The following is a 25072-nucleotide window of genomic DNA, read 5'->3' on the forward strand; positions in this document are numbered from 1 at the left end:
TGAGAGTTAGTGCTAATTAAGCAGTTTCGCTTAGATTAGTCTTCGTTGATCTTTGGTTCGTACTTAGCTTGAACTTCTGCCTTGGACTTAGCCAAACCTTGAAGTAAGTCGAGGTGTTCTGCAATGTGAATGTTCAAGTACTTGTCATAAAGGTCTTGGTTTTCCTTCAAGATCTTGAAGAACTTGTCACGGTATACGTACTTGTAGCTCTTTTGAGCGTTCAAGAGTGAACCATACATCGTGTGAAGAACTTGCCGTGAGTCATCACCATCAAGCAAACTCATAACGTTGGATTCGTTGATCGTTTCTGGCTTTGGAGCAGTCCCATCGGTTTGGGCGTTGAATACGTAGAATGATGCAACATCATCCAAGTTTTCGTAAGCAAACTTGTAAAGTTGAACCATAAACTTAGGATCGACATGGGCAATAACACGGAGAGCTTCCAACCAGTTAGTCCCAGCGGTCTTAACGTGCCAGCCATGTTGCTTGGAGATCCGGCCAATGATTTCGTATACAGAAAGCTTGTCGGAACCAGAGTGAATACTCAACTTGTAACCGAACTTTTCAGCAATAGCTTCATGTACAACGTATTCACGTTCGAAGCGCTTTACATCACCGATGTAGTCAATAGCCTTCTGGAATTCACCATAGAACTTAGGTGCAATGGTTTCAGGAGTGATACCTTCGCGATGTAATTCGTTAGCAAAGAAGTAGTGGTTTGCAGGCGTCGTAGGAACAATCGTTTCATCCATAGAAATTTCGAAGTCCAAGTTGTAAGGTACGATGAACTTGTGGTAGATGAAGATAGCGTACTTAACAGCTCCATAGAAGATCAGAACTGATTCTTCAACGTCACGCTTGGAGAAGTGAACGGAAGCATCGTCGCTGATTTGGAACGTCTTGTCCAAGTAAGTCTTGTTGAAGCGTTCTACTAAATCGTCATCCAAAGCGTTGAACTTAGTGTCCAATTCTTCATCAGAGAACTTAGCAACTTCGTTATGAATCTTTTCAGTAGCATCCAAAGTAATCATGGTGCAACCGGCCTTAACGGCGTAGTCAACTTCATGAGGATTCTTAACGTGGTCACCATCGTCAACCCAGCCATCAGTGTAACCTTCTTCAAAGACAGCCCAGCCGGCATCCAATAAGACATCGGTTTCGGTACGGTTCATCAATAGTAATTCACGAATTGATTGTTGTGCTAAGACTGGGACAATGCCACGGCCTTTGAACAAACGTAAGTGAGCGTTAGAAGCATTCCCTAAACGGTCACCTAAACCAAAGGTGTACTTGTAACCATGACGTGACGTAGGTTTGATCCAAGCAAAGCGCTTAGCAAGTGCACGCCAGTTGGTTTCGTTTAAATCACCAGTAATTAAAGTCTTGTTGTGGTCAACAATGCTTTCCTTGGCGTCAAAGTCTTTGACGTCGTCGCGATCTTCGTAAACAACCAAAGTCTTGGCAGTTTGCTTGTTAACGGTTTCGTGCAAGATGAAGTAGACGTTGCGGCGATCCACTTGAATTGAAGGTGCATAAACTTCTTTATCTGATAAGCTGTCGTAGTTGCCTTGGGCAGCAATAATCTCATAGACATCTGAAACTAACTTTTGTAAGTCCATTGATATAACCCTCCATAATGTAAGTTTGATAAAGTTTTTAAAAACCGTGATCCCAAATTATTTAGTATGACGATTAGTTCTTATCCTTGTCGGTAGCTTTGCTTTCACCGATCTTGCCGCCTTCCCAACGACCATGGTCAAGGTCATCGGCAATTTCACCAAAGCGCTTGTCATCCAGTTTGTATAAGAAACCGATTACAACTGCGGCAATGATTAAGCAAAGGCCAGGATACAACGTCATAGCGGCCTTGATACCATTTAAGGCACGAGGAGTTTGCGTTGCGTTGGCAACGTAACCCGTTAAGGCCAAGACACCGGCACTAACTAAAGCAGCCAGTGATTGTGCGATCTTCCGTGAGAAGTTAAATGCAGCGTATGTAATAGCTTCCTTACGGACACCTGAACGCCATTCACCGAAGTCGATAGCGTTGGAAACCATGGCCCAAGTAATCCCGTTAGGAATAGCTAAAGCCGTGTAACCAATCGTAACTAAGACAACGAATGTAATCACGTTTGAAGGCAAGAAGTAGTTCAACAGGTTAGCCACGGCACCAACAACGAAACTCCACATTGCGGTACGCTTTTGGCCAAAGTGCTTAGTTAACGTAGGAATCATGAAGACCCCGACGATTGAGCAACCCATCATAACGGCGTTGATGATTGGCTGAAGACCAATGTTACCTAAGTTGTATTGTGCGTAGAACACCATCATTTGGTTGTTCGTGTTCATGGCAGAGATAGTAAACAAGGTCATCAGAATCAAGGCACCTAAAGGACCGTTCTTGAAGATAACTTTGATGTAATCTTTGAAACCTTCCTTTTTGGCTGCCTCACCAGTAGCACGGTGGACCTTAACGTTTTCCTTAGTACCTAAGTAACATACGGCAAACATTGCGATCCCAATGACAGCGAAGACTGCGGCTGCCCAGAAGTAACCGTGTTCTTCTTTGACACCAGTGTTCCCGTTAGCAATCAAACCCATCAAAGGAATAAATGCAACCCCGGCGATGAATTGTGCACCGACAGAACCAACTTGACGAGAAGTTGCCATGAAGCTCCGGTCTTGCGAATTCCGGGACATAACGGAAGCTAAAGAACCGTACGGGTCATTGGTAAATGAATAAACCAGGCCCCAGATCATGTATGCAGCATATGCGTAGATAATCTTTTGAACCCCAGTAAGACCAGATGGCATCGTAAACGTTACGACGGTCATAATCCCTAAAATGATGGCTGAAATCATCATGACCGGACGGAACTTACCACGTTTACCGATATTCTTCCGGTTATCAATTACTGAACCGGCGATAGGATCCATAAACGCATCGAAAATCTTGGTGAAGGCGAAAATACCAGCGACAGCTCCGGCACCGATACCACAAGCATCGATCCAGAACTTAGTCAGGTACGCCTGCCCAAGGTCAAACATGAAGCCGTTACCAAAGTCCCCAAACCCATAAGCAATTTTTTCATGGGTAGGAATCCGCTTAGATGAGTCATTCATCATTTCCCCATCTTTTACAGCGGGTTTTGGACTTGTTGCTGCCTCTTCACTCATTCGAGCACCTCCTTGAATCTGCTACGAACCATTAAGAGAAATCGCTTACAATTTTGATACACACGTTAACACAATTATCAGTGTGCCTTCGCTACTGCTCGCTGACTTCTGGATTATTTGTTAAACGTCAGGGCTTAAGCTATGTACTAGTAAGCGCTTTCCTTTAACAATGTCTATACTATCACAAACTCATGCACACGTTAACAATTTTTTAATAAAAAAAGGATTATTTTCTCAAATCCTTCACGGAATCCCGTACTATCAACGTTGGGACAATCACTTTTTTTATTGGATCTGTCATCGATCCATCCAATAATTTCGTCAAAGCATCGATACCTTCTTGGACAATATCATCAGTTGGTTTACGTACCGTCGTCAACCGCGGCACTAAATATTTTGCGTAACTCATGTCATCGTAGCCAATAATCGAGATATCATCGGGCACAGAATATCCGAGATCTTGGCAGGCCCGGACAGCGCCCGCTGCCATATCGTCATTCGAGGCAAAGACGCAGGTTGGTGTCTCAATTGCCCCAAGAATGTTTCGCATACCCTCGTAGCCGCTATCTGGCAAGTAGGTCCCTTGCTGAACCCACTCCGGCTTAACAGTGGCGTCACTAGCTGCTGTGACATCCACAAAGGCCTGTTGCCGGTCCTGCGTCGATACAAAGTCAGTGGCCCCTTTAATCAGGCCAAACTTCTTGTGGCCCATCCGGACGGCATATTCCATTAACTTTCGGGCACCCAAGTAATCATCCGTCGTAAAGTTCGACACATCTTCCCGGGCAATCTTTCGGTTCAGAATAACCACGGGCAGGCCCCGTTCAATCATCATATTGATAAACGCATCATCGTTAACACTTTGACTGACCACAATAGCCCCATCGTATTGGTGGCGGCTCACTGCGGTAGTTCCATCGAGGGCTTCGATACTGTCAATAGAAATCGAATACCCCTCCGGCAAGGCTTCCTTTGACCGATTGATAACATCTACCAAGAAACTAGGTGAAGTCCCAGTATCTAGCTCAGAAAAGAAGATGCCGATAATGAAGGAGCGCTTCTCAACCAGCCCCTTGGCATTAATATTTGGCACGTAGCCCAAGTCGTCCGCAATCTTGCGAATCTTCCGTTTCGTTTCCTCTTTAACTAAGGGACTATCGTTCAACGCACGAGAAACCGTGGTGTGTGAGACGTTAGCACGCTTAGCAATCGTCAAAATCGTTACTTCTTCCAATGTAGTTGCCTCCTGTTACGATCATCAATTGCTCGACTCTCTATTTTTGCAGTTAAACGGGCTAACTTAAGTACGCCTTGCGACTTTCTAAGGTGTTAACGTTATCTATCTAGACTGCTCGCTAAATCTACTATAACAAAATCGCCAACCAAATACAGTGTTTTGGCCGACGATTTTGTTTAATTTATGCAAGAGCATGATCCTTATAAAATTGGTCTAGTTGTGGTCTGGTTGGGTAACCATCGTTATCACCTGGACTCTGAACCGCCAAGGCGCCGATCACGTTAGCGCGTTGCAACGCGTCTGGAAGCGGTTGTCCTTCCAGCAAGCTAGAGATCAAGCCAACCGCAAATCCATCCCCCGCTCCCACAGTATCGATCACCCGTGGTACGGTGAATCCAGGAACCGAAAATTTTCGGCCATCCGCCAGTTTGGCAAATGCGCCCACCGCTCCCAGCTTGACGACCACCACCTTCGTCGTGACGCCGCGTTGCAAGTAAAAGTCCGCGATCTCCTCGGGAGACTGCTTGCCGGTCAACGTGCGGCCCTCACTAAGCCCAGGCATGACAATCGTCCCGTAGCGCGCCAAGTCGTTGGTCACCCGTACCATCTCAGCTTGGGAATCCCATAGCGTTGGCCGTAGATTAGGATCAAACGTTACCGGAATCCGGTTGTACACCAAATCGGCGTTCAACTGGCGGTAAGCCGCCAAACAGTTTGGTGAAAGCGCCGCAAAGATCCCCGAGAGATGGGCAAAACGAACCCCCGTCAGGCTCACCGTCTGGAGGTCTTCTGGCTGGTAATTAGCCGCTGCCGACCCCTGGCGGAAGTACGCCACGGCTGGATCGCCATGACTGACTCGTTGCTTCAAGTAAAAGCCCGTGGGTAGTCCTGGCTTCGTTAGCAGCGCCGCATCCGCTACGCCATCCGTTCGCAAAACGTGCCGTAAATACACGCCAAACGGGTCATCGCCGACCGCTGAAACATAGTCAACTGGGTGCCCGAGACGGGCCATGCCAATGGCAACGTTAAGTTCAGCACCGGCAGAAAACTTTTGAAACTTCTGTGCCTTAGCCAGATCAACATCGCTCTCTTGCGCTTCGAAAACCACCATTGGTTCTCCAATCGTTAGGACCTCTCCCATCTCGTCACCTTCCCTCTAGGACTTGCTAATTGCTTCCCATAGCCCATTCAGATACGTCAGCCCCAGTGCACGGTCGTATAGTCCGTACCCTGGACGACCAGCCTCACCCCAGATGTCTCGACCATGGTCGGGACGGATGACACCATCAAAACCGGTATCATGAAGAGCTTTCATAATTTCATACATATCTAGTGATCCCTCGCTGGAGAGATGAGCTGCCTCACGGAAGTCGTGACCATGCCCAGCATACTTGATGTTTCGAGCGTGGACAAACGGCACACGTCCCTGCGCTACGAATTCACGAATAATTGCGGGAATATCGTTATCCGGATTTTCACCCAGACTACCCGTACAGATCGTAAAACCGTTAGCCAACGATGGATTCATTGCGACAATCGCCCGCATATCGGCCGCATTCTTGAAGATCCGTGGCAGACCAAACAATGGCATTGGCGGATCATCGGGATGGATGGCCATCTGAATGTGGCATTCCTCGCAAACCGGAAGAATTGCATCCAAAAAGTATTTGAGATTAGCCGCCAGCCGGGGCGCATCAACGTCGGCGTAAGCCTTGAAGAGCTGTTGAACCTTAGCCAACCGTTCGGGTTCCCACCCGGGCAAGCTAAAGCCATTGTCACCCTGCTGAATCTGCTGGATCAAAACTTGTGGATCTTCCGCCGTGTAACGTTCCTGGAACGCCAACGCCTTAGAACCATCATCCAGCTTGAAATGCAGGTCGGTCCGAATCCAATCAAAGATTGGCATGAAATTGTAGCAAATCGTTTTGACCCCAACTTGTGCGAGGTTCCGAATGGTCTGTTGGTAATTTTCAATGTACCGATCACGCGTTGGCAATCCAATTTTAATGTCATCGTGAATGTTGACGGATTCGACAATCGTAAATTTCAACCCAGCAGCTTCTATCTGGGCCTTCAGAGCCTTGATCTTAGCCAGTGGCCATACTTCACCGACCGGCACATCAAAGAGCGCCCCGACGACCTGCTTAGCCCCCGGAATCTGCCGAATATCTTGGAGTTTAACGGCATCCTCATCAGGCCCATACCAGCGAAATCCCATTTCCATCTCTTAGTCTCTCCTTTAATTGCGGTAATTAACGCAGATCACCCATGGCAACTTGATCCATGTCATCGTAAGTCTGGTTTTCACCACACATTGCCCAGATGAAAGCGTAGTTCGTTGTCCCTACCCCACAGTGAATGGAGTAACTTGGGTTTACAACGGCTTGATCCTGCTTCATCCAGATATGCTTCGTATTTTCTGGGGTCCCCATAAAGTGCGAAACTCGCGTATCAGCAGCGCCAAATTCACAATACAGGTACGTTTCCATCCGCCGTGCATGGGTATGTGCTGGCATGGTGTTCCAGGAGTTGCCTGGTTCCAAAACCGTGTAGCCCATCTGTAACTGACACGTCTGCATGGTCGAAGCATCAATATACTTGTGAATGACACGCTTGTTCATGTGTTCTTGATCGCCCTTAGGCATGGCAATGGCGTCCTTGTAGACCAGCTTCTTATTCGGATAGGTCTTATGTGCTGGCGTTGAAACGACGTAGAACTTAGCCGGATTATCTGGGTCGATGGAGTTGAAGACCACATGCTGTGTCCCCATACCGATGTAGAACCCATCGTGAGGTGCAATCGCACTCTCTTCACCATCAATCGTGACTGTCCCAGCACCACCAATGTTGATGAAGCCTAATTCGCGGCGTTCCAGGAAGAACTTCACGCCAAGTTCCTTATCAAGCTTAATTTCCAACGGTGCGTGCACGGGCGTGACCCCACCAAAGATCATCCGGTCATTGTAGGTGTAAGTCAATAAAATATCATCCGGACTGAAAATCTTTTCCATTAAGAACTGTTCGCGCATCTGATCCGTGTTGTAATGGTCAATATCCTCAGGACTGTGTGCGTACTGCGTAGTCATATTGAATGCCATGATATTACCTCCATATGTAATTTATTAACCTACTAATGAATCCGTTTCTCTCAATCTGTATGTCTTGCGTTCCCAGCTACCAGTTTAGCACATGCTGAGGGAAATTCCCCTTCATATATCACTGGTTTAGGCAGCCGCCAAGCCTAATTCTAACTGGCTTGTAATAACTTTCACGTTCAAAGTAAAAAATGAAGGTCATTGAAAGTCCAACAAACCCTTAACCCATCACGTTTACGGGATACGTGTGCCTACTGGGTTGGAACCGCATTCATTAATAAATGTTAACGTGTTCATTATAATGAATTTCGGCTCCTTTTGCCAGTCACGCCTTATCCCCCTGCACTAAAAAACGCCGGCACCACTGATGAGTCTCTCACCAACACCGACGATTCTATCCTGTTAGATATCCAGATCTGTTTTATCACTTGGGCTAACGTTCATGAAGTAGCCTGGGAACTTATCTAGCAAGTACTTGCGCTCCTGCAGCATCAGCCTTAAATGGGCTGTCGTTTGGAAGCGCACATCTTCCAGATCACGCCGATACACGACATCCAGCAAGCTTTCGTGTTGCTGCAAAATCGTTTGCCAATTCAACCCATTGACTTTCAGGCGAATCCACCGGAACCGGTTCAGTTGCATGTTGACCGTCTGTAACCAATCCCAAATATTATCGCGATCGGCAATCGTATAAAAGCGATGGTGGAAGGCCTCATCGAGATCAAAGAAGGTATCTGGATCCTCCTTTTGAATCGCAACCGCCTGTTCACGCAAGTTTACCTTCTGTTCCCGATACGCCGCCTCCGTCATCTTTGCTGTAGCTTCCAGCATGATTTCAACTTCGACATTCTGTCGTACAAACCGCGCATCCTTGGCCTTTTCCATGTCAATTTGGGAAATATAAGTCCCACTTTGCGGAATCACGTCAATCAGGCCATCCCGCTCGATTCGGATAATAGCTTCCCGAACCGGTGTCCGACCAATCCCCAACTCTTCAGAAATGGTCTTCTCGGAAATTTTCTGACCGGGAATAAACTTATTATGCATAATCCGATAGCGAAGCTCAGAGTACGCCTCATTCCGCATATTCTTCGTCATTTGTTGCATCTCAACTACACCTCCTTGTTTGCCTCTCATTTACTTGTATATTAGTTTAACACAGGTTCACCCGCATTTCTCTTGATTTTTAAGCGACTATTTTGCCGAAATTATTAGGTAAAACGATTAACTTGTCTAGATAATGCGCTTTCATTTTGCTATCCATTTAGTAAAAAATATTTAATTCGGGTGATTTCACTAACATATTAATGTTTCAGTTCACCTTTCTAAATTAGTTAAGACCTACTAAACAATTTGCCTGTTTTTGCGCAATACTTCTCAAATCCGACGCAAAAGGTGCCCTCACATTCTGCATGAAGGCACCCATTTTTAAGTATTTATGCAATTAAAAGACTTGTTTATACAATACGGCAGCCGCAATCGCACCGGCAGTGGGGGCAACGATTGGCACCCAACTGTAATTAAATTGCGAACTTCCCTTATGTGGAAATGGCCAAACAGCATGGAGCAACCGTGGCCCAATATCTCTGGCAGGATTCAGCGCCGGACCCGTTGGCCCCCCGAAAGAAATCACCAAACACATGACCAGGAATCCTAGTCCAATGAAGTCAGCACGGGGATCGATCTTATCCGCCGTCATACTAACAGCTCCCAGCACCAACAGGAATGTCCCTACAAATTCGTTAATAAACCCGTTCAATTGGCTATTCGCAGCATCAATGGTGGAGAACGTCCCCAGGATGGCCTCCGTGTCCGTTGTCCGGTCATAATACGGCTTGTAAGCCAGAACGATGACTAACTGACCAATGATAGCCCCCACCGTTTGAGCCAGAAGATACGGCCCAACCTCCTGCCAAGGAAAGCTCCCAGTCACCGCCATGGCAACTGTCATGGCAGGGTTGATCTGTGCCCCTGAAATAGTGGCAAACATCAGTGCTGGGATCATCACCCCAATACCATACCCAAAACCAATTAGGATCCAGCCACCGTGATACCCCTTGGTGCCCTTCAATTCAACGTTGGCAACCGAACCGTTACCCAGGGCCACCATGACGGCTGTCCCAATCAATTCGGCCATACACCGAACGAATAAAGAATAATGCATGAATTCATACCTCACTAATAATATTTTCTTTTTTATCCTGCCGAAAATGTTCGCGCTCTTCCTCAATGCAATCAACGCTCAGAAAACAGCAGCATTAATATCATACCCCTATTGCGACCCGCTTTCAGTAGTATTTTCATGATTTGGGGCTATGATTTGAAAATTATCTTAAAATTAGTCTTCAATTAAGTTACTTTCCCGCCTTGAAACTGCAAATTCCGAACTATTTTTTCATTGTTCGACATTTGCTTTCATTATGCCAACCCTTTCTGAAAACAAAAAACGTGGTGCCCTTTCCCAAAGGAAAGGACACCACGTCCAAACAATCTTATTTATTTACTTTAGCCCTAGTCCTTCTTGTCGAAAAAACCAAAGTAATCGTGAGCGTTGTTGTAAGAAATATCCTCAACAATCTTGCCCAGGTAATCGTAGTCTTCTGGCACTTGACCAGTCGTGACCCATTCACCGATCAAGTTGCAAAGAACCCGCCGGAAGTACTCGTGCCGCGTGTAGGAAAGGAAGCTCCGAGAATCGGTCAGCATCCCCACGAAGTTTGGTAACAGGCTTTGTTGGGCCAGAATGTTCAGTTGATCATGCATCCCGTCACGGGTGTCGTTGAACCACCATGCACAGCCCAATTGCAGCTTTTGCACGCCGTCGCCTTGGAAGCTTTGCATCCCAGTAGCCAATTCCATCCAGTCGTTAGGGTTCGTGGAGTAGAAGATTGTCTTAGGAATCCCGTCTTCTTCAGACATGGCACTCATCAACTTCATCATTTCGCCAGCAATACCTGGTTGTGAACCCATGGAGTCCCAGCCAGTGTCAGCACCTAACTTACGGAACATTGGGCCGTTAGCGTTACGCAGGACGTTCATGTGGTACTGCATCGTCCAGCCAAACTTTTGGTTCAAGCGCATTAAGACCTTCAGCAACTTCGTTTGGTACTTGTTAATTTCGTCATCAGTCAGTTGTGAGTTATCCTGACGTGCCTTGGCCATGATGGCATTGAATTCGTCATCGGTCGCATCGGCATAGTGATACGTGTTCAGGCCATGGTCAGACAGGCTCCCACCCATTGAGGCGAAGAAGGTAAAGCGTTGCTCGAGGGCCTTGGTCAAGGAAGACAAGTCACTGATTTGAACGCCAGAAACATCGCTCAGCTTGTCCATGTATTCACCGTAATTACCTTGGTTGATCCGTACCAGGTTATCTGGCCGCATCGCTGGTAAGACCTTGAACCCATTTTCCTTTTCTTCGGCCTTTAACAACTTGTGGTAGTGCAGGTCAGAAGCGGGGTCATCCGTCGTGCAAACAACCTTAACATTGGCGTTTCTGATCAAGCTCCGTGGCTTGAAGTCGTCGGTTTGCAGTAAGGCGTTGGCCTTCTTCCAGATGGCTGGTGCGCTCTTTTCATTGAAGACTTCGTCGATACCGAAGAAGCGCTTCAGTTCCAGGTGGGTCCATTCGTAGAGTGGGTTCCCAATGGCCCGGTCGATTGTCTTAGCCCAAGCCAAGAACTTCTGGTATTCGTCACCGTCACCAGTAATCAATTCTTCGGGAACACCGTTAGCCCGTTCCAGACGCCACTTGTAGTGGTCACCGGCGTTACCATCGTTCAACCAGATCCGAGTGATGTTAGGATAGTTCTTGTTTTCATAGATATCCTTTGGGTCTAGATGACAGTGATAGTCAATAATTGGCATCTTTTCTGCGTGTTCGTGGAATAATTTCTTAGCTGGTTCGTTCGTGAGTAAAAAGTCTTCGTTCAATAAAGCCATTTCAAAAGTCTCCTTTAATTTTTTTAAAATTATTGGTAATTACTTCTGATTACAATTGTTCTCTTGTAGTCATTGAGAAACATTAGTTCTTAGAATTCTTTTCCCGTAAAATTGCCGCGTTACTTTCAACCCGCTTCTTGTTCAGTGGGTAGAAGAACAGCATCACTAGGGCGGCCAATCCACAGCAGACAGCCGGAATGCCGGAAGCCAAGTAGTAGATTCGGTCAATCACTTGTTGGGATTGTTCGGCCCCACCGGAAGTGGAAGAAACGTAACCGATCATGGTCAACATGAAGGCCCCAAAACTGCCACCTAAGGCTTGAGCGACTTTCCGGGCGAAGGAATTCACCCCATAGATCGTCCCGTCTTCACGAATCCCGGTCGTTACCTGTTGGTTATCGATAACGTCGGTGATGAAGGCCCAGACCATCAGGTTAAACATCGCTGCCCCTAAGCTTCCGAAGAACAGGAAGACCAGGTAAACCATGGCGCTACTGGTGTGGATAAAGACCAAGGCCCCGTACACGATGCTGGCAAAGAACAGGGAAACCACCGTCACTTCCTTACGACCAAACTTCTTCGTAAAGTATTGGGCGAATGGCGCGAGCAACAGCACCGTCGCAAAGTTGAAAATCAACGCGATCGACATGGCACTACTGTTCTTAAAGTAGTCGTTAAACAGGTAAGAGATATTAGTCCCAGACAAGTTCTGGTTGATTACCAGGATGATATCCAAGACGACCAGGATAACCAGTGCCCGGTCCGTAAACATATCCTTCATGACCGTTCCCAGAGGAACCGATTCGCTCCGTTGGGTTCGTACCCGTTCCGTTGGTAGCTTACTGGTCAAGATGTAGCAACCAAACCCTAAGATTGCCATGACGGAGGCCACTAACCAGAAACGCACGCCGTCAATTCTCTGCGTAGCGCCGACATACATGAAGATTGGCACCACAAAACTAACGATGGCACTCCCCGTTGCGGACCCTAAACTCCGCCAGGTAGACAGTGAAGTCTTGTCGTTAGGCGAGTCGCTTAACGCGGACGCCATGGAGCCGTAAGGAATGTTAACAGTGGAGTAGAAAATCCCCCAGAGTAAGTAAGTGATAAAGACATAAGTTATCTTGATTGGAAACGCCAAATCTTTAACGAATGGCACAAAAACCAAGATGGTCGCGATGAGTAGTGGGTACTTGAAGCGGGCAATCCACGGAATGAATCGACCACTCTTGTGGAGCTTACTACTATCGACCAACCGACCAACAGTGATATCAGCAATGGCATCAATAAACCGGGCAATCAGGAACAGGAGTCCCACGGTCACCCCTGACAATCCCAACACGTTGGTGTAGAAGATCATCAAGAAGGTATTCACAACAGCGAATGAGAAGTTGTTCCCAACATCTCCGAGGGCGTAACCAAAACGGTCAGCCCAACCAAACGGCTTTGAACGATCAATACTTGTTTTTTGTGTATCCATTTTTCCAACCTCCGGCGAGTCGCCTAGATAATTTTTAAAGTGAGATTCCGCAAATTTAGCAAATGATTAGATTGAGATTAAGTCCTTAACACTAGACTCAACGCTCAGCTCAATGTCTGAATCGCTTACATTATTAAATTTAATGATAACTTGACGCTTTTCGCCATCGAAGAACCAGCCTTCAGTGGCGGCATTGAACTTGTCAAACTTAAGGAATTGCGCCAACGGTTTGCCTTGAAGTTCAATCGTTAATGGAGCGATGTCTGGGCAACAAACACGGAACGTGTAACTCTTCAGCTTGGAATCGTAAGTTCCTTGCTTATGCAAGTTAATTAACGTTTGGTGCTTGCTTGGCTTGACCGCAATATCAGTAGTCAAGAAGTCCCCTTGCTTGTAGCTCATCGTCTTCCCATCATCTTCATACAACTGGAAGTCGCTCGCCGTTGTCGGCTCAACTAAGACATCCAAGTTCTCAACCATATCATTGTGAATATTCATGAGACCCTTGCTTTCAGGAATAATACTCCCGGTCCGCAAGAACATTGGAATACTCCCAAGGTCGACGGGAACTTCGATGGTTTGACCCCCATTGTAGTAGTGATACGTCGTTAAATCATACCAATCGGCACCCTTTGGTAGGTAAACTTCCTTGGTCGTTTGTCCCTTATCCACCACGTTTGCAACCAGTAATGATGACCCCAACATGAACTCAAAGCTCTCTTCGAAAGTCTTCGGGTCATTTTGAAATTCATAAACTAACGGCCGCATGATCGGTGCTCCGGTCACTGAAGCTTCGTGCAACAGTGAGTAGAAGTAAGGAATCAGTTGGTAACGCAACTGAATGGCATCGCGAATGTACTTCGTGTAGCTTGGATACATCCACGGTTCCGTGACCGTGTTGTCGTCATTCGATGAGTGAATCGAGAACCGTGGCTGGAAGATCCCGTTTTGGACCCACCGGACGAACAGTTCTGGTTCTGGCGCTGGGCCATCGAATCCGCCAATATCACAACCTTGGTTGGCGACCCCGGAGAGTCCCATTCCCAGAATCGTTGGGATATTGTATTTCACATTGGTCCAACTCGTCCGGTTATCACCGGCCCAGGTCTGTGCATACCGTTGGATCCCGGCAAAACCAGCCCGGTTGATCAGGTATGGCCGGACGTTAGGATCGTAATCGGCAATCGCCTTTTGGGCCGTCTTGGCCATCATCGTTGGCATGATTGGTTTTACTTCACCGATAGTTGCGTGAACGCCATCCGCATCAACTTTGGCGGCGGTTTCATTAATTTCATATTCGTTGTTATCGTTCCAGATACTGGTGATCCCTAACGATAACAGTTGTTTCGTCATAAATTTCGACCACGTTGCCCGACCGCTCTCACTGGTGAAGTCAACGAAGTGCGCTGCGCCACCCCAGTATTGGTCTTCTTGGTCGGCCTTACCATCCGGCGTCTTGATGTAAGCGTCAGCATCGGCAAAGTCTTGAGCAAGCGGGTGCGTCACCAGCATACCTGGCTTAACGTTTGGTGCTAACAGAACACCCTTCTCCTTCAACTTATTGACAAAGTCTTGGGGATCAGGGAACCGATCCTTATTCCAGTTAAAGACGTACCGTTTGCCATCATCACCCGTTGTGTAGCCAGACGACATGAAGAAGCCATCACAAGGAATATCATTCTTCTTGCAGGTATCGACGAAGTCCAAAATAGCTTGGTCAGCGTCCTTATCCAGTTCCGTGTAGTACATGGTCGAGCCCATGTAACCCAGCGAAGCCTTAGGCATCATCGCCGTTTTCCCAGTTAAGTCCGTGTAGTGTTTAACCACGTCCTTAATGGTTGGTCCAGCGATGAAGAAGACATCCAGGTCGCCACCGTCACATTCAAAGTAACTATAACGGTGCCAGTAGTTACTGTGCTCACTGTCCATATCGAACGTGGAGTCATTAGAATTGTTGTAATAGAGCCCCGAAGCAATGTCCATTTCGCTATCAAAATTGATATAGAACGGAATCATCTTGTAGAGGGGATCAGATTTAGCGGCATTCCAACCTAAGGAATCCGTGTTGTGCATCCGCATCCGACGCTTAAACTTGTTGAGTTCCCCGGACTTTTCACCAAATCCGTAGAAGAAGTTGTGGTCACCCATCGTACTGTAATGGTACGACCGGCCCAAGTCATCTTGAAGGAAGGAACGCTTTGGCAAATCTTTATGTAAAACATTGCCCGCCTTATCGATGACTTCAAATCCAAACGGATCCCGGTTGATCTTTAAGGTTAAGTTCGCCGTCGAGACTGAATAGCTGTCCGCGTCTTCCTTAAGATCAAGTGGTAACGGCTTAACGCGCTGCCGCTCACCCGCCATTAATCCATCCGTCTTATCTGCCCACGCAGTCTTGACTAGAGCATATGACGCTTCTGGAGCAAATTCATCCTTGAAAGTCCCCCGCATCCGGATAATATCGTTATCCAGCAGGTAGACCTGGAACTGGGCGCCATTGGTCTTGATAGCCAAATAGTCGCCGCAGTTTTCCACGGATTGAATCTTGCTGCTTAACTTCATTAATCTCACTCCTTGTCTAAAAAAGCTGTCTTGTGCCCGATATATCCCGCCAATTCTCAGTAATGGGACCTAACAATTGAAATAGTAATATATCAGTTCCGCCAACACCCATATCTTACTAGTTAGTGAAAGCGCTGTCAACGGATGTTTGTCGTTCTTTACTGGCCATTCTGAACCATCCTTCGTGCAAAGCCCGTCACTTCAACATTTCTTTAATAATGACCATTCATTATTTTAGAAAAATAAATTAATTTAGAACCTGAAATTACGTGAAAATATGACCTGACCCCTGAACTTTTGCAACTAATATTCGTTCATTAATCTAAAAAATATGAAACTAATTGGTTCCAATTCGCTAGACTTAAATACCAGTTTTACCGTTCCTTTACCAATTCATGTTTTCTCAGCGGACCACCTCGTTCCAAGGCGTTCCCTGGCAACCTTACGTATAATCATAATTGTCCTAGACCACTATAAAAAAAGCTCAGGAATTTTCATCCTGAGCTTCTGGTTTTCACCATTTAAAATTTTAAGTTATTTGATCTTGTCGACCGCGTGGCCACCAAAACCATTCCGCAAAGCTGAAACAACTTTACCCGTAAAGGTATCGTTTTCCATCGAACGGTAACGCATCATCAACGCTAAGCTGATAACGGGAACAGGAACTTCTTGGTTAAGGGCTTCTTGTAACGTCCACTTACCTTCACCAGAACTGTGCATCGTCCCACGAATTTCTTCAAGGTTGGCATCTTTGGAGAAGGCTTCTTGAGCCAATTCCATGAGCCATGACCGTACAACAGAACCGGAGTTCCAAAGCTGGGCAACGGCTTCGTTATCATAGTTGAAGTCACTGTGTTCCAGGACATCAAACCCTTCACCGATAGCTTCCATCATCCCATATTCAATACCATTGTGCACCATCTTCAAGTAGTGACCTGAACCAGCAGCGCCAGTGTACAGGTAACCATTCTTTTGAGCGATGCCTTCGAAGATTGGCTTCAACGTTTCAAAGGCTTCGGCGCTGGTCCCACCGATCATAAAGTTCCCATCGTGACGGGCACCAGATTGACCACCGGACGTTCCACAATCGAAGAAGTTGATTCCCTTGGCTTCAGCCTTCTTGGCATCTTCAACGGAATTCTGCCAGAATGAGTTTCCACCATCAACGATGTAGTCGCCAGCACTTAATACCTCAGTCAACGTTGCAACAGTTGATTCAGTTGGCTTGCCAGCTGGCAACATCAACCAAACAATCTTAGGAGAAGGCAACTTGCTAAGCAAGTCTTCCAGTGACGTAGCTGCTTCTGCGCCAAACCCAGCAACTGCTTTAACAAAATCTTTGTTCAAATCAAATCCAACAACTTCGTGACCGTTGTCCATCATATTTTGAGCTAAGTTGCTACCCATCTTACCTAATCCAACTAATCCAATCTTCATGGTATAAGTTCCTCTCTGCTTGAAAAAAGTAATATATCAGTTAACGACTCCTATTATATGAAAAACTTTTACAAATTTCAAGCTGTTCTTGTAAATAAATCATCAAAACTAACAATTTATTCCTTTGGTGCGCGTTTCCGTTGATATTCTGCAATACTGTTGTACTCAGTTTGTAACTTCCGACCCAGGCGAATGTAAATTGGCATGATTTCGCGGTAGTTTCCGAAAGTTTCAGGGTTTGGTTCGTAAGTGTTCATCTTCCCGATAAACTTCTTAACGACTGACAGGTCATCGGCTAAGCCTAAACTGATCTGTGCAATCACCATGGCACCCAGGCAACCACTTTCGAAGGCTTCTGGAATCGTTACAGGTTCTTCGAAGATGTCGGCCAACATTTGGCGCCATAGTGGTGAGCGGGCAAAGCCCCCAGCAGCCAAGATAGCAGTTGGTTCCATGGCTTCCTTCAAAGCCAATTCAACCGTGTAGAGGTTGTAAACAATCCCTTCCAGTGCGGCCCGGACCATGTGTGACCGGTTGTGTTGCCGGGTCAAACCGAAGTAAGAGGCCCGCGCGTTACCATCCCAGATTGGGGCCCGTTCACCACCTAAGAATGGGTGGAAGATCAAGCCATCGGAACCGGCTGGCACCTTGCTAGCAATCTCAGTCAGTAAGTCGTATGGATCCTTACCTTCCTTTTTGGCCTGTTCCTTTTCAGGAGCAAAGAGGTTATCCCGAACCCAACGGAAGACGATCCCCCCGTTGTTCACTGGGCCACCAATGATCCACTTACCCTGCATAACTGGGTAGCAGTAAATCCGGCCTTTAGGGTCGATTTGAGGCTTGTCAACGAACGTCCGCACAGCACCAGAGGTACCGATCGTAACCGCCACTTCACCCTTGTTAATCGCGCCTAAACCAATTTCAGAGAGCGCACCGTCAGTTCCACCCATGATGAATGGCGTGTCAGCAGAAAAACCAATCTTCTTGGCAATTTCTGGATGCAGACCCTTCATCTGGTAAGTGGTATCAACGAGTTCTGGCAATTGATCACGAGTAATCCCCGTCAGCTTCATGGATTCTTCGTCCCAATCCATTGTATGGATGTTGAAGAGCCCCGTGGTAGAAGCCATGTTGGTTTCTTCCTTGAGTTGACCAAAGTACCGGTACAACAGGTATTCCTTCAAGCCAACCCAGTATTGGGTCTTCTTGTAGGTATCTGGGTGTTGTTCCTTGATCCAGAGTAACTTGTAAACGACACCCATTGGATGGGTTGGCAGACCAGTCCGCTTGTAAAGTTCCAGGCCACTGCCGTCTTTAGCCATCCGTGAAGCAACCTTTTCAGAACGGTTGTCGGCCCACGTAATAGCCCGCGTCGTTGGCTTGTAATCGGCATCCATCCCCACCAAACTGTGTTGTTGGGTTGACCAGGAAACCCCTAAGATCTTACCTTCCTTAGGATCGGCCTTAGCCGTAACTTCCTTCAAAGCTTCAACGGAGGCGTCAAAGATAACGTCGGGGTCTTCTTCAGCCATGTCGGGGTTATCTTGAATCAGGGGGTAAAGCTTGTTGGCATAACCAAAGATTTCCCCATCAGTGTTGTATAGTACGGCCTTGGTACTCGTGGTACCAACGTCAATTCCGATTAAATAATCCATAATTTTCAACTTCCTTTTATTTTGGCGATTTTTGGATTTCACAATATTTTCGGTTGCCTGGTCGTCTCAACCGTTTGGGAACGGCCGATAACCAGCACACAGTGTATAACTTCAGGATATAAACAGGGCCACGTGCCCTCTGATTAGCAGCACATGGTCCCGTTCCGCCCGTTTACTAGGCTAAAGTACTCGTTAATTCACGAACCAACGGCTTGTTGGCAACAATATTCTTCACATCGCTAACACACTTTTCACCCATTCCATGAAGGCATTCGTAGGTGTAAGCGGAGGTATGTGGCGTCAATAAGACACGGTCGTTTTGCAGTAATGGTGAGGTTGCCCGAACAGGTTCAACTTCAACAGCATCAGCAGCGTAACCAGCAACTTTACCAGACTTGATTCCGTCTAAGAGGGCCGTTTCGTCGATGAGGGCACCACGCGCGTTGTTGCACAGGTAAACACCCTTCTTCATCTTGGCGATCTTCTTAGCATCGATCAAATGGTAGTTACCATCGTTCAGAGAAGCATTCAAAGAAATGTAGTCAGCCTTTTCCAACAGCGTATCTAAGTCAACACGTTCTACGTTGTGGCTCTTCAACCAGCCAGCTGGGGCCTTAGGATCTGGGTCGTTAACCAGAATAGGACCACCAAAGACACTGAATAATTCAGCAACCCGGCTACCAATGTTCCCACAACCGATAACCCCGAAGGTCTTGCCAGATAATTCATTACCCATGAATTCAGCACGGTCTTCGTAACGGTCATCACGTTCGCGTTCTGCGGATTGTACCGTCCGACGAACTAAAGTCATCAAGTTAGCCAATTCGTTTTCGGCAACGGAGTCACGTTCAACCAATTGTGGCACGATAGCAACCTTAGTCCCATGTTCCTTAGCAGCCTTGATATCAACGTTGTTGAAACCAATACCGTGACGGGAAATCAATAAGGTTTCGTCCTTGTTGTCGAAGAATTCCTTGTTAAACATTGGCGTAACGGAAGCGATGATAATGTTGTAGCCGTTGAGTTCCTTAGCTAATGACTTACCATCGATATCGGTTGGGAGCATGAAACGCTTAACTTCACCGATTTCTTCGATTTGTTGCCAGTGTTCCTTGAAGACTTGTCCAAAACTACTTGAGTTAACCACCGCAATTTTATATTGTGCCATTTTCCAAAAACCTCCAAAATAATTAAATTCAAATTCAATCTTACACCTGTAGCTTCCAAAGATGCGTATAATGTTGATAGACATCTGCTAGGAGGCTAATTATGAAAACCATCACCATCGACTTCGTTCGCCACGGTCAAACCATCTTCAACACCATGGATAAACTCCAAGGCTGGGCTGATTCACCGCTTACGGCGGACGGTATCGCAACTGCCGATCAAGTCGGTCAATTATTGCAAGACACCAAGTATCAAAGCTACCATTCGTCCGACCTCAAACGCGCCATTGATACGGCTAAACATATTATTCAGCCCAATCATTTTCTTCAGGCAGAACCCGAACAACACGAAGATTTCCGCGAAGTGTTCTTTGGTTCTTACGAAGGCTTGGATTATCACCAAGCCTGGATTGCGGTCGGCAAAGACCAGCAGTTAGGCTGCAAGACCCAAGCCGAAATCATCCAGAAATACTCGTTTGACGTTGCCCGGGATGCCATGCATGCCGCGGACCCCCGTCATCTTTCAGAAGACGGCACCACGTTCAGTAGTCGTGTCGACCGTGGGATTCAGGAGTTACTCACTGAAGCTCACGACGGCGACCGCCTCCTCGTAGTGACCCATGGCACCTTGATTCGCTCGCTGGTGCTACGGTACGGTCCGGACTTTGACGCTCTGGGAAACTATCCAGCCAATGGTGGGATTACCACCTTAGTGGCGCAGGGAACGGATGCCGGCTTTACCGGCAAGGTCACTGCCTACAACCGCGTCAACTAAGCCTTGATATGCATGGTGTACGCCATGGTTGCCGTTTCACCAGCAGCCACATGATGGTTGCCTTCCTTACTCTTCAGCTCACGTAAGTCCCCTGAGACATCTGGTAAACCATTGAATGGTTCAACACAGAGGAATGGTGCGTTGGCACCTTCCTTGGTCCAGAGCGTCACGTAGTCAAAGTCTTGGACATCCAAGGTAATGGATTGGCCGCTGACCTTAGACCGCAACGTCACATGTTCCAGGCCTGGTGCGTTCAGGATAATCAAGCCGGCATCAAACATCGGATAGGTCAAATCAATCACGCCATCTTCATTCTTGAACGGTAAACTCTTGCCGCTCCGGAATGGATTTGGCGTTTTTACGATCTCGAAGTTGGTTAAGTCTTTAGGTGCTGGCGTTAACGCAACTTGGTAGTCCGTAAACTTCTCGCCATCTGCGAATGGAACGTTGAATGCTGGGTGAGAACCGAGTGAGAAGGACAGGTCCTTCGAATCATGGTTCTTGACGTCGAACTTCAAGTGCAAGCCATCGGCCGTTAAGCTAAAGGTCACTTGTAGTTCAAAATCAAAGGGATACATTTTTTTCGTTTCGTCGGTTGCCCGGGCTGACAAGGTCACAGCCGAGTCAGTTTGGTTCAGAACGGCGAAAGTCAAGCCACTAACGAACCCATGCTGAGGCATTTCGAACTTCTTGCCATCAATCAAGTAGCTATCTTCGTTTGAACGACCAATTGCCGGGAATAGTACCGGCGCATGTTTTGGCCAGAGATCGTTGTTCCACATTAAATCACGACCTGTAGTCTGATCTACAAAATGGGTTAACTCGGCTCCAACTTCATTAATCGCAACCCGAAAGCGACTGTTTTGAATGGTGATCATAAAAATTCACTCCTCATGTGTTCTATGTGTGGCGATCATTAATTAACTATTATTTAGCGTGCTTTGCTAAGGCATCTTCGATGGTCTTAACGATAGCACCCTTACCAGCGATCATTTGGCTGAAGTAGTTTTCAACCTTTTCACCCAAACCAACGGCGTAAAGATCTTGACCGAAGATGGAAGTGTTGGTCAGAACATCCTTCAAGTGGGCGTGAACATCAGTAGGTTCGCCTAACTTGATGTCACCAACGTACTTCTTCAAGTCATCCATCATAGGATCTGGACTTGGTTCGAAGGCTTCACCTTCATCGTTGACAGCCATCAGGTAACGGAACCAGCCGGCAATCGTCAATGGAATGAATTCCAAGGTCGAAGGATCAAAGCCGTCGCGGTCAACGTATTGCTTGATAGTTACCCCGTAACGAACTGGGATCTTCTGCGACGTATCGGTAGCAATCCGTTGTGGCGTATCAGGAATGTAAGGGTTAGGCAAACGCTTCGTAACCAATTGGTCGATGAACTCCTTAGGATTGATAACCTTAGGATCCGTAACAACTGGCAAGCCTTCAACGTAACCGATTTGCTTGATAACACCGACCAGGTCCTTGTTTTGTAATTCGTCAGAGATTGACTTGAATTGCAGAACACTACCAAAGATAGCTAAGGACGTGTGCAGTGGGTTCAGGCAGGTCGTAACTTTCATTTCGTCAGCTTCGCCAACCGTCTTACGATCAGTTAAGATCACACCGGCGTCTTCAAACTTTGGCCGACCATTAGGGAAGTTGTCTTCAACAACTAAATAGTGAACTTCTTCAGTGTTGGTGAATGGTGCAATGTTGGTGTGCTTTGGCGTGTGGATGATCTTGTAGTCATCGAAGCCAGATTCCTTCAACTTAGCACTAACTGTTTCAGATGGGTTTGGCGTGATCCGGTCGATCATGGAAAGTGGGAAGCTAATCTTCTTGCTGTCTTGTAAGTAGTCTAAGAAGTCTTGGCCCACGAAGCCATTTTCTTTCCAGCCCTTGGCAATCGTCAAGACACTGTCCTTTAACTTGTCCCCGTTGTTGGAGAAGTTATCGGTACTCATCAGAGTTAATGGCGTTGCGCCGTTTTGGAAACGACCTAACAGTAAGGCAACTAAGCCAGCCATGTTCCCCTTAGGTGCTGCTGGACCAGCGGCTAAGTCAGCCTTGGTGATGTCGTTCAAGTCACCAGCAACCGTCTTTAAGTTGTAACCCTTTTCAGTAATAGAGAAGGAAACCACTTGCAGTGAAGGTGCCTTGAAGATTTCTTGCATCCGTTTCCAGTCAGATTCACGTGCTGGCGTAGCGAACAGTGATTCAGTAACTGAAGCAAACAATTCCTTGTCAAAGTTACCATCAGCCTTGGTAACGACCCGTAAGATCCGATCGTTAAATGGCTTGTAAACATTATCGACAACTGAGTTATCGTAGGTATCGGCTACAATAACACCAGAATCCAATTCGCCTTTTTCAATTAAAGTGTTGGCAATGGATGCGTGGAATGCCCGGAACAAGTTACCCCCACCAAAGTGAACCCAACGTGGGTGTTCGTTTGTTGCCGTCCGTAATTTGTCTTGATCATAAGTAGGAACCGTAATCCCGGCTGCCGTAAAAGCCGCCTTGTTGTTTAAGTAATCATCCGTTAATTTAACCATCTGAAACCGCCCTTTCATTTGTCAAAGTCTCGAACTGTCAAATTCAACTAATGGTCGAACCCATCAGCGCTGTCCAACTAATATACTAGTATGACAGTGTAACCGATTTCATAATACAATATTCTCAGGAATTGTCAACTATTTCAATTTAACTAAACCGGGGTTAACCTTGTTGCACCGCGTCTTTAGGAAAAATTGTAAAGTTTACGTCTTGAAAATATTTCTTTGGCACGAAAATATCTAGTACATTAGTTATGTACGACGTTTAAGTTAGCGCTACCAATTCAATAACCATCGAAATGTTAACGTGAACATTACGTACAGTCATAGTATATCACTTGATATAGAATCTTTAAATCCCTAACTTTGACTTCCCGGCAAATAAAAACGCGAAAGCCTATGCCTCCGCGTTCCATTCCGCTTTATACTCTGCCAAAAAGTCTAACATCACCTGCTGACGGTGTTCAGCGACATCTTTAGCAGCTGACGTGTTCATCAGGTCCTTTAGCGTAAGTAGCTTTTCGTAAAAATGATTAATAATTGTCTCGTTATTTAGATTACGATATTCGGCGTGCGTCATCTCAGTCCGTGGCTTAACGGCTGGGTCATAAATCTTTTCGCCAAAATGGCCACCAAAGTAGATAGCACGGGAAATTCCGATTGCCCCGATGGCATCTAATCGGTCGGCGTCCTGCACGATTTGGCCTTCGATTGGCAGCGGCTTGGCTGTACCATCTAATGTTTTGTGGTAGGACATGTTATCCATAATCAAGAAAATCATATCGCTTTGAGCAGCCGTAAATCCCTGTTGAGCCAAGAAATACCGCACTTCTTGACTGGCTTGAGCCGTATCGGCCACCAGCTTTTCATCGATAACATCGTGAAGATAAGCCGCTGTCACTGTTACCACCCGATTGGCTTCGGGGTAATGTTTTACCAGTCGATCTGCTAGTCCCACAACGCGTTGGATATGATCGAAACCGTGGCCGGTCTCATCGTCCCCCATTTTGGCTTGCGAAAACTTCTTTACTTCGTTTAAAATTTTTTCTTCTGTCATATCAGTTTGTCTGCTCCTTTGTAGGTTCATCGTCATTGGCAGGTGGATCGCCAATAAAGCCATAGAAGAACAAGTGCATGAGTTGATCCGCATATTTCTTGTATTCCGTGGCACTACCGACCAGTGGATGGCTGGCTGGAGAACTAAAGTATTGCACGTACATATCCAAATACATAATCAGAGCCTTATCGGTAAGTGACGGCGCAATCATCCCCGCCGCACGACCACGGGCAATGACGCTGTCCCAAAACCGCTCTTTACCATCTTGATAGGCCTGATAGGCTTCATCGTTACCTAACCGACCACCCATGTCGTCTGCGACAAATTGATAAAAGTCATCGCTCATCTCACCAGCGTAGGTGGTCTTCGTGGTAATCATGAGCTGAATCAATTCCCGAAAAGATCGTGAATGATCATCAACCATCCGTTGATAATCGGCATACCCCGTCTCAATAAGTGCCAAGACGACCTGATGACCCAAAGTCAATTTACTGTCAAAATACTTATACAACGTTACCTGAGAAACCTGCGCCTCGGTCGCCACATCTTTAATGTGGGTCACTTTAAAGCCGTCCCGCATAAATAACTTTTCAGCCGCCCTCAAAATATTCTGCCGCTGCTGTTCTCGTCGTTGTTGATTCGTCGCCACATTCTTCACCACCCTTTTAAAAACATTTACCGCTGTTAATTTTAGCATACCTCATTTCGGAAGAGTTTTTAATTTTAGTGAACTATTTTGGAAAAATAGTTCACTTTTCTATTGACTTCCAGGGGGTGGGGGCTTACGATGATAGCGATTTAGAAACCGTGAGGAGGGATCTATATGACGAACGAACCAGTCTTACAAATTAATCATCTTCAAAAAAAGTTTGGCCACTTTGAGGCCTTGAAAAATATTACCTTCAACGGGGAGTGTCAAATTTTTTGTGTAAA

19 protein-coding genes are annotated in these 25072 nt (G+C 46.5%); 1 reads left to right on the forward strand and 18 read right to left on the reverse strand.

Annotated features, from left to right (window positions below):
- Positions 1-35: 35 nt before the first annotated feature.
- From FD07_RS06525 to FD07_RS06590, 14 genes are all read right to left on the reverse strand, one after another.
- Complete coding sequence (locus FD07_RS06525; protein ID WP_020089504.1) at positions 36-1619, reverse strand: tagaturonate epimerase family protein; 1584 nt, start codon at positions 1617-1619, stop codon at positions 36-38.
- 73 nt (positions 1620-1692) lie between these two features.
- Complete coding sequence (locus tag FD07_RS06530) at positions 1693-3177, reverse strand: glycoside-pentoside-hexuronide (GPH):cation symporter (RefSeq protein WP_020089505.1); 1485 nt, start codon at positions 3175-3177, stop codon at positions 1693-1695.
- Positions 3178-3403: 226 nt separating this feature from the next.
- Positions 3404-4411: a LacI family DNA-binding transcriptional regulator gene (locus FD07_RS06535; protein ID WP_020089506.1), complete on the reverse strand. Its 1008-nt coding sequence runs from the start codon at positions 4409-4411 to the stop codon at positions 3404-3406.
- A 184-nt stretch (positions 4412-4595) separates the two neighbouring features.
- Positions 4596-5555 carry a sugar kinase gene (locus FD07_RS06540; RefSeq protein ID WP_020089507.1) on the reverse strand — a complete coding sequence of 320 codons (960 nt, stop codon included), beginning with the start codon at positions 5553-5555 and terminating at the stop codon, positions 4596-4598.
- A 15-nt stretch (positions 5556-5570) separates the two neighbouring features.
- Positions 5571-6638, reverse strand: coding sequence for a mannonate dehydratase (uxuA, locus tag FD07_RS06545; protein WP_020089508.1), 1068 nt, complete (start codon positions 6636-6638; stop codon positions 5571-5573).
- A 28-nt stretch (positions 6639-6666) separates the two neighbouring features.
- On the reverse strand, positions 6667-7512 hold the full coding sequence (gene kduI, locus FD07_RS06550; RefSeq protein WP_020089509.1) for a 5-dehydro-4-deoxy-D-glucuronate isomerase: 846 nt from the start codon (positions 7510-7512) through the stop codon (positions 6667-6669).
- A 399-nt stretch (positions 7513-7911) separates the two neighbouring features.
- On the reverse strand, positions 7912-8616 hold the full coding sequence (locus tag FD07_RS06555; protein WP_020089510.1) for a GntR family transcriptional regulator: 705 nt from the start codon (positions 8614-8616) through the stop codon (positions 7912-7914).
- A gap of 337 nt (positions 8617-8953) precedes the next feature.
- The gene (locus FD07_RS06560; RefSeq protein WP_020089511.1) at positions 8954-9673 is read right to left on the reverse strand and encodes an MIP/aquaporin family protein; all 720 of its coding nucleotides are present in this window, start codon (positions 9671-9673) and stop codon (positions 8954-8956) included.
- A gap of 347 nt (positions 9674-10020) precedes the next feature.
- A complete protein-coding gene (gene uxaC, locus FD07_RS06565) occupies positions 10021-11451 on the reverse strand; it encodes a glucuronate isomerase (protein WP_020089512.1) in 1431 nt (476 codons plus the stop codon).
- Positions 11452-11533: 82 nt separating this feature from the next.
- Positions 11534-12931, reverse strand: a complete 1398-nt coding sequence (locus tag FD07_RS06570) for an MFS transporter (RefSeq protein ID WP_020089513.1) — start codon at positions 12929-12931, stop codon at positions 11534-11536.
- A gap of 66 nt (positions 12932-12997) precedes the next feature.
- The gene (locus tag FD07_RS06575; RefSeq protein WP_020089514.1) at positions 12998-15493 is read right to left on the reverse strand and encodes a glycoside hydrolase family 31 protein; all 2496 of its coding nucleotides are present in this window, start codon (positions 15491-15493) and stop codon (positions 12998-13000) included.
- A gap of 534 nt (positions 15494-16027) precedes the next feature.
- Complete coding sequence (gene gnd, locus FD07_RS06580; protein ID WP_020089515.1) at positions 16028-16930, reverse strand: phosphogluconate dehydrogenase (NAD(+)-dependent, decarboxylating); 903 nt, start codon at positions 16928-16930, stop codon at positions 16028-16030.
- Positions 16931-17046: 116 nt separating this feature from the next.
- Positions 17047-18585, reverse strand: coding sequence for a gluconokinase (gene gntK, locus FD07_RS06585; protein WP_020089516.1), 1539 nt, complete (start codon positions 18583-18585; stop codon positions 17047-17049).
- A 175-nt stretch (positions 18586-18760) separates the two neighbouring features.
- Positions 18761-19753 carry a D-isomer specific 2-hydroxyacid dehydrogenase family protein gene (locus tag FD07_RS06590; RefSeq protein WP_020089517.1) on the reverse strand — a complete coding sequence of 331 codons (993 nt, stop codon included), beginning with the start codon at positions 19751-19753 and terminating at the stop codon, positions 18761-18763.
- A 101-nt stretch (positions 19754-19854) separates the two neighbouring features.
- On the opposite strand from FD07_RS06590, the gene FD07_RS06595 reads away from it, so the two are divergent.
- Positions 19855-20526, forward strand: a complete 672-nt coding sequence (locus tag FD07_RS06595) for a histidine phosphatase family protein (RefSeq protein WP_020089518.1) — start codon at positions 19855-19857, stop codon at positions 20524-20526.
- Here FD07_RS06595 and FD07_RS06600 read toward each other — a convergent pair.
- From FD07_RS06600 to FD07_RS06615, 4 genes are all read right to left on the reverse strand, one after another.
- Positions 20523-21404 (reverse strand): aldose 1-epimerase family protein, encoded by an 882-nt coding sequence (locus FD07_RS06600; protein WP_020089519.1) that lies wholly within the window; start codon positions 21402-21404, stop codon positions 20523-20525. The two genes, FD07_RS06595 and FD07_RS06600, sit on opposite strands and share 4 nt — an antisense overlap.
- 49 nt (positions 21405-21453) lie before the next feature.
- The gene (locus tag FD07_RS06605) at positions 21454-23082 is read right to left on the reverse strand and encodes a mannitol dehydrogenase family protein (RefSeq protein ID WP_020089520.1); all 1629 of its coding nucleotides are present in this window, start codon (positions 23080-23082) and stop codon (positions 21454-21456) included.
- Positions 23083-23479: 397 nt separating this feature from the next.
- Positions 23480-24139, reverse strand: a complete 660-nt coding sequence (locus FD07_RS06610; RefSeq protein WP_020089521.1) for an HD domain-containing protein — start codon at positions 24137-24139, stop codon at positions 23480-23482.
- A 1-nt stretch (position 24140) separates the two neighbouring features.
- On the reverse strand, positions 24141-24788 hold the full coding sequence (locus FD07_RS06615) for a TetR/AcrR family transcriptional regulator (protein WP_020089522.1): 648 nt from the start codon (positions 24786-24788) through the stop codon (positions 24141-24143).
- Positions 24789-25072 lie beyond the last annotated feature (284 nt).

It is taken from the genome of Levilactobacillus parabrevis ATCC 53295, assembly GCF_001434055.1.
Classification (GTDB): domain Bacteria; phylum Bacillota; class Bacilli; order Lactobacillales; family Lactobacillaceae; genus Levilactobacillus; species Levilactobacillus parabrevis.

What these genes read in the sequence shown, in the direction of transcription:
- FD07_RS06530 (WP_020089505.1), bottom strand. Translation starts at nt 3,177, where the DNA reads ATGAGTGAAGAGGCAGCAACAAGTCCAAAACCCGCTGTAAAAGATGGG.
- kduI (WP_020089509.1), bottom strand. Translation starts at nt 7,512, where the DNA reads ATGGCATTCAATATGACTACGCAGTACGCACACAGTCCTGAGGATATT.
- FD07_RS06605 (WP_020089520.1), bottom strand. Translation starts at nt 23,082, where the DNA reads ATGGTTAAATTAACGGATGATTACTTAAACAACAAGGCGGCTTTTACG.
- FD07_RS06595 (WP_020089518.1), top strand. Translation starts at nt 19,855, where the DNA reads ATGAAAACCATCACCATCGACTTCGTTCGCCACGGTCAAACCATCTTC.
- FD07_RS06560 (WP_020089511.1), bottom strand. Translation starts at nt 9,673, where the DNA reads ATGCATTATTCTTTATTCGTTCGGTGTATGGCCGAATTGATTGGGACA.
- FD07_RS06525 (WP_020089504.1), bottom strand. Translation starts at nt 1,619, where the DNA reads ATGGACTTACAAAAGTTAGTTTCAGATGTCTATGAGATTATTGCTGCC.
- FD07_RS06555 (WP_020089510.1), bottom strand. Translation starts at nt 8,616, where the DNA reads ATGCAACAAATGACGAAGAATATGCGGAATGAGGCGTACTCTGAGCTT.
- uxuA (WP_020089508.1), bottom strand. Translation starts at nt 6,638, where the DNA reads ATGGAAATGGGATTTCGCTGGTATGGGCCTGATGAGGATGCCGTTAAA.
- FD07_RS06575 (WP_020089514.1), bottom strand. Translation starts at nt 15,493, where the DNA reads ATGAAGTTAAGCAGCAAGATTCAATCCGTGGAAAACTGCGGCGACTAT.
- FD07_RS06590 (WP_020089517.1), bottom strand. Translation starts at nt 19,753, where the DNA reads ATGGCACAATATAAAATTGCGGTGGTTAACTCAAGTAGTTTTGGACAA.
- FD07_RS06610 (WP_020089521.1), bottom strand. Translation starts at nt 24,139, where the DNA reads ATGACAGAAGAAAAAATTTTAAACGAAGTAAAGAAGTTTTCGCAAGCC.
- gnd (WP_020089515.1), bottom strand. Translation starts at nt 16,930, where the DNA reads ATGAAGATTGGATTAGTTGGATTAGGTAAGATGGGTAGCAACTTAGCT.
- uxaC (WP_020089512.1), bottom strand. Translation starts at nt 11,451, where the DNA reads ATGGCTTTATTGAACGAAGACTTTTTACTCACGAACGAACCAGCTAAG.
- FD07_RS06600 (WP_020089519.1), bottom strand. Translation starts at nt 21,404, where the DNA reads ATGATCACCATTCAAAACAGTCGCTTTCGGGTTGCGATTAATGAAGTT.
- gntK (WP_020089516.1), bottom strand. Translation starts at nt 18,585, where the DNA reads ATGGATTATTTAATCGGAATTGACGTTGGTACCACGAGTACCAAGGCC.
- FD07_RS06540 (WP_020089507.1), bottom strand. Translation starts at nt 5,555, where the DNA reads ATGGGAGAGGTCCTAACGATTGGAGAACCAATGGTGGTTTTCGAAGCG.
- FD07_RS06570 (WP_020089513.1), bottom strand. Translation starts at nt 12,931, where the DNA reads ATGGATACACAAAAAACAAGTATTGATCGTTCAAAGCCGTTTGGTTGG.